This window comes from Bartonella vinsonii subsp. arupensis OK-94-513, from assembly GCF_000278235.1.
Classification (GTDB): Bacteria; Pseudomonadota; Alphaproteobacteria; order Rhizobiales; family Rhizobiaceae; genus Bartonella; species Bartonella arupensis.
In genome coordinates this window covers 1-5,951 of sequence record NZ_JH725041.1, presented here as the reverse complement: position 1 = coordinate 5,951, position 5,951 = coordinate 1, and the positions used below count along the sequence as shown (strand labels likewise).

General features: G+C 35.8%; 2 protein-coding genes and 1 pseudogene. All 3 read right to left on the bottom strand.

Annotation, left to right across the window (positions count from 1 at the left end; all coding sequences use genetic code 11):
- Positions 1–1,478: pseudogene (locus ME1_RS07670) on the bottom strand (hypothetical protein); the annotation flags it as partial.
- A 1,073-nt stretch (positions 1,479–2,551) separates the two neighbouring features.
- The gene (locus ME1_RS07735) at positions 2,552–4,912 is read right to left on the bottom strand and encodes a YadA-like family protein (RefSeq protein ID WP_004865069.1); all 2,361 of its coding nucleotides are present in this window, start codon (positions 4,910–4,912) and stop codon (positions 2,552–2,554) included.
- Between the two features lie 883 nt (positions 4,913–5,795).
- Positions 5,796–5,951 (bottom strand): YadA-like family protein (locus ME1_RS08405; RefSeq protein WP_196793141.1); only part of this gene is annotated, 156 nt, incomplete at its 5' end.

The following is a 5,951-nucleotide window of genomic DNA, read 5'->3' as shown; positions in this document are numbered from 1 at the left end:
GCACCTCCACCAAAATACTTCGCAACACTATCACCAAAAGAATAAAGCTGTGAACCATTAATCGCATCGTGCGAGTAAACAGAAATATCTCCATCCTGAAGATATTTAATTTTGTTATAGCTTCCGTCAGCTGGAATTTGGCCAGGGATATCTGAATGCGACGCGACAAAGGCATGAACAGATTCGCTCCATAATAAAGAATCATTTTTTGCATGCATGATCTGATTGGTGATCTCATTTTTAACATTCGTGAAAGAGTTACCAACTCCAGAAAAAGCAGCTGCAACATTGTCATAAGTTGCGGTAGCAATATCGCCATTAGAATTAAGGCCCTCAAACGTGAATGTAGGAGTAATCCAAGTTCCATTCTCATAGCTAGTATTACCCCCTAAAGACTTTGCAATACTGTTACCTAGTATATGAAGCTGTTTACCCGTAACAGCATCCGTGGAGTTGTTATTAATTGTTCCATCTAAAAGAGAGGTAAGCTTGCTGCTGCTCTTATTCTCTCCATGCTGCGCAACAAAGGCACGATCTTCTTTGCTCCAGTTTAATGAATCACTTCTTTCACCAGCAATTTCTTTGGCAATCTCATTTTTAACATTCTCAAAAGAATCACCAACACCGGCAAAAGCAGCTGAAACATTGTCATAAATCGAGGTGGTAACGTCGCCATTATAATCAACACCCTTAACCTTGAAACTTGGTGCTGTCCATTTGCCATTCTCATAGCTAGTATTACCACCTAAAGACTTGGCAACACTGTTCCCTAGGGCATAAAGTTGGGAACCATTTACCACATCAGTTGAGTCTGCTGCAATCGAACCAGCAGCAACATCCAAAAGTGTCCGAGCTTCACCTTTACTATTCATAAAACTTATTTTAGTTAAAGGTGAGTTAGCAGAGATAGTTATCGTTCCTCCCTCATCCGCTCGACCTAGTGAACGGGATAAGCTTCTCAAAAAAGGAAAGCTATCTATATTCTCATGCTGATCATTATATTGAGATAAATTATTTTGTTTCTCTCCAATAGCAAGAGGCTCCCTTATCTCAACAAGCTGAGGATTCAAACTTGTGAAAGCACTATTAATACCAAAAAATGCATCCTCTACATTCTTAGAACCTTCCCTACCCGCGAACGCAGTATCAAATGCAACTTTAATCTGAAGCTTAATATTAAATCTTAAGTTTTTGCGGGAATCTTCTCCCCCCATAAGTGCAGAGCCACTCTCTCTATACACTTTACTACTCATTGTATAAGATGACGGAATGGCTTTAAGCACATTTGTACCGCCACTCAAATCGTTTGATATGTTATTAAAACTCTGAGTGTTAGCAGAAGCAGGAGAAATATTTGATAAAAAGATAATCACTGAAACCAATGAAAGCGCTTTAATAAAAAATAATCGATAAAGCGAACAAGAATTTTTAAAATCACTCACCACTAGCGCTTTTGGTGTGGTATATAATTTTTTCATAACAAATTCTCCAAGTAAGAAAAATACGGAACATTAAAAAAACACACTTCAGCGGTAGAGTTTTTTTCCTTGTTCTGTGTAAAGTTTTGGTTTTTCGCAGTGGATAAACAGAATTAAAGGTGTGATAAGTTTGTGATTGGCATTGATTAATAATTCGGTTCACGATTTTTTGATTTTTCACGCTTTTAAGCAGACTGCGCTTCTTGAAACGCTCTTGGATTTAAGCGATAGAAGAGATATTTTTGCACGATGTTGTTGAGTGCGTTGTTTATCATAATTCATTTTATTTGCTTAAGAGGCAAGTGAAGATTTTATTGTGTTTTTATCGTAAAAATAAGCAATACACTCTTGTGTTCCAGAGTTATATCTCTCAGAAATCTTCAAAATAAAATGATGATAGTTGTATGATTTTTTCATAATCAGTCGCACCTCCCCTTGCGATAAACTTTTTATCAAAATGAGTCTTACTTATAACTCAACTTCCCTTTTATAGACTATTACGCAAAATGGCAAGAAGAAAATGAGTTTAATTATTTTTACATAATGAGTCTTTCTGCTTCATAAAATCGTGAAATATCCCTGTAATTTTAGAACTCATATCTTTATTGCATAGGTTATAGACTTATCAGAGAGGTTGTGTTTCATCGTTTTTTTTGAGGTATCTCATTTTGGTCAAAATGAGTCTTAATTAATTACTTACGGTTACTACGCACCTCATGATTGCTACTGCTGTGTACAGAGCAAATCAATAAAGTAGTGAAATGGAATTTTTGATTTTTTCACATATCCCCCCAATGGATATTTTCTATCAATGAAATTATAGAACGTACGTCTTTAAATTACGAGATGTTACTCTGCATTTGTAAATTTTTTGTTAAAGTGCTTCACTTCTCACTAAAATCCGTCTCACTCAAATTATTACTATAAAATACATTGTTATGAGACTTTATAAACGGACTACTTCTATAACTTTTTCTGTAAAATATACTTCTCTGTAATATAAAATTTCGCCCTTGTCTTATCAGACAAAGGCGAAAATTCGCTTAAATTGTAGTTTTTCGTATTATCTGGTGCTATTTTAATTTCAGAGTTATTCCACCACCTACTCCCCACTGACCTCCGGCACTGGTTGCTGATAGATTAGAACGAATCTTGCCATCTTCAGACGTGTAACCCGCACCAAAAGCAATTGCAGATTGGCCATGCCACAAACCTCCAGCAAATGAAACACTCAAAGATCCTGGATCGTCGAAATAACGTAAGTTAGAAACCGCCAAACCAATCGCTGCCGCCTGCCTTGCCTCTTTGCGCACATTCTTAATATCATAACTTAATGCGTCAAACTTCATATCGGTATAGGATTTAGCCTCGTTAATACCATTGTTGACTTGAACATCCGTATACTTGTTCGCATCATCAAGAACAATCTTCATCTGCTCCTCAGTATAATTATGTAACTGACCACCGTTCACCGCTTGCTTAGAGTCTTTTTCAATTTTACCATCCGCCACATTATCTATCAAGACCGGATCACTTTCATTGACACCTTTTAGAGTTATGCTATTGATTTTCTGTCCGCTATTTTTATCAACATCATAGCTAACCGCATCAGAAGAAACAGCTACTGGAAGCATATCATATTCGCTACTCATAGAATTTTCCTCCTCATCCATATCAAAAGATAAGCTTCTCATAAAAGGAAAGTCTCCTGAAATAATATCCGAATCATCGTCTGAAAATTTAGGTTTTTCACCAATAGGAGAGCTATTCTTTATCTCAACAATCTGGTGATTCAAAGTTGTTAAAGCACTATTCACGCCAGCAAACGCATCCGCAACATTACTATAGTTATTCTCAGTTTCATTACCATCTTTATCAAAGGCTTTAACTGTAAAAGTAGGACCTGACCATTTTCCCTTTTCATCATATCCAGCACCGCCGCCAAAATAGCTTGCAAATGCCTGAGTCATATAATAAATCTGTGCACCGTTTACTGCCTCGGTCGAGGTTTTCGTAAATGCACCACCTTTAACACCAGAAAGAATTCGTTGGTTATTAATATTGTTTGAAATATCTATTCTATCGCCGCCTTTGCTTCCACCAATCGTAATAAGTCCAGCACTATTTTGCTTAACAAAAGTATCACCCGTTACATTTTCGATCTTTTTATTAAGATTTGTAAAAGAGCTACTTACACCAGAAAGTGCATCCGCAACATTTTCATAGCGCGTTTCAGTCCCGCTACCATCTTTATCAAAGACCTTAACTGTAAAAGTAGGAGCTCTCCAATTTCCATCTTCACCATATCCAGCATCACTACTAAAATAGCCTGCAACTGAATTGCTTATGGCATACAATTGAGAACCATTTATCGCATCAGCTGATGTTGCTGTAATCGAACCAGCCTTAATACCTGAAAGAATCCGTGCTGCATTATCAACGTTTGCAATACTTACACTCGTTCCACTTACTTTTCCACCAATGGTAATAAGCCCCGTATTATCTTGCTTAACAAGACTATCACCTGTCGCATTAATGACTATATTTTCAATCTTTTTATCAAGATTCGTGAAAGAACTATTCACGCCTGTAAAGGCATCTGCAACATTCTGATAGTTCTTGTCAGCTCCATTACCATCCTTATCAAAAACCTTAACTGTAAAAGTAGGAGCACTCCAATTTCCATCTTTATAGCCAGCACCACCGCCAAAAGACTTCGCAACCCCAGCGCCCAACTTATAAAGCTGGGAACCATTGACTGCGTAATTCGATGTTGAGTTAACCATACCATTACGAACACCAACAATAAATCGCTCCTCATGAGAATTATTTGCAATATCTACTATGTAGCCCCTTTTGTTCGCACCAATTGTAATAGTCCCTACAGGATCTTGCTTAACAATCATATCAGACAAGATTCTATCAATTTTATTATTAATTTCCTTCTGATACAGACCCCAAACATTTTCCCAACCTGCAAACGCAGTATCAACAGCATTTTTAACCTCATACTTAATAGTATGTCCTATATTAAGTTTAAAATCGTTAAATTCATTTTTTACACCGTTGAATGCATTTTTTACACCGTTGAATTCACTCTTTACACTGTTGAAGCCATTCTTTACACTGTTGAATTCACTCTTCACACCTCTGAATGCATCATCTACCCCTACAAATGCAGAGCCAACATCTCTATACACTCTACCGTCAATTCTATAGGTTGGCGCAATACTTCTGCGTATATCAGCACCACCACCAAAATACTTTGCTACATTACCCCATGTATCACAAGCAGAAACAGGAGAAGCGTTTGATAAAAAGACAGCTACTGAAACTAATGAAAGCGTTTTAATAAAAGGTAATCCATAAGATGAGCAAGAATTTTTAAAATCACTCACTGGTAGTGTTTGTGGTGTAGTATATATTTTTTTCATAACAAATTCTCCAAGTAAGAAAAGCATATTAAAAACATTAAAAAGACATATTCTGGTATTAGTTGGTTGTATTCCTTTTCTTGTTTTATAAAAGATTAGGGTTGTCATAATGAGAAAAAGGACTATCTATAGTGTCAGAGAGATTGTAATTGGTATTAATTGATAATCTGGCTAATAGGGTTTTGTTTTCTCCCCTTTATGGAGATTTTTTGTGTAAAAACCTTGGGATTTTGGGGTGAGCAGAAAGAGAATAAATATAGAAAAGACATGTTTGTGCACCATTATTAGATGTAGTGAACCAGGAGGTAATAAGGGGTATTTATTGCGATAGAGGCTTTGATTTTTTGCTGAGTGATTTAGAGTATTCTTTGTGTAATTATGGTATTTTTATCGTAAAAATAAGCAAGATACTCTTGGACTTTAGGATTGTGTCTTTTAAAGTATTTTGAAATAATATAACAATAACTTTGTGATTTTTTCATGATTTACCGCCCCCGCTTAGCAAAAAAGTTCTTTTACTAATAGAATCTTTTAAAGATACATTTACCTTTTATAGACTATTAAGAAAAATAGCAATAACAAAATGTCAATTTTATATAATTAATCTTTCTGACATAAAATAATTCTGAAATTCATAGTTTCATTGTTTATTCCATAAGTTTTCATAGAAGTATTTGTGCGCTTTTGATCGAAGTGAGATTTACTTAATTATTGCTGTTGCATACAGAGAAACAAATAAAATGTAAAAAATGGGTTTATTATTTCTTTAAGCATACGCTTAATACATATCTCTATTAATTAATTATATGAAAACATTACTCTGCATTAGATATGAAATTCTCGCCCTTGTCTGATAAAACAAGGGCGAATACGTTTTTTACTGTTAGTTCAGTGTTATCCTCAGTCCAGCCCCTACTCCCCAATGACCACCAGCACTGGTTGCAGATACATTAGTGCGGATTTTCCCATCTTCAGACATATAACCAGCACCAAAAGCAATTGCAGATTGATTGTGCCATATGCCACTCCCCAATGAAAT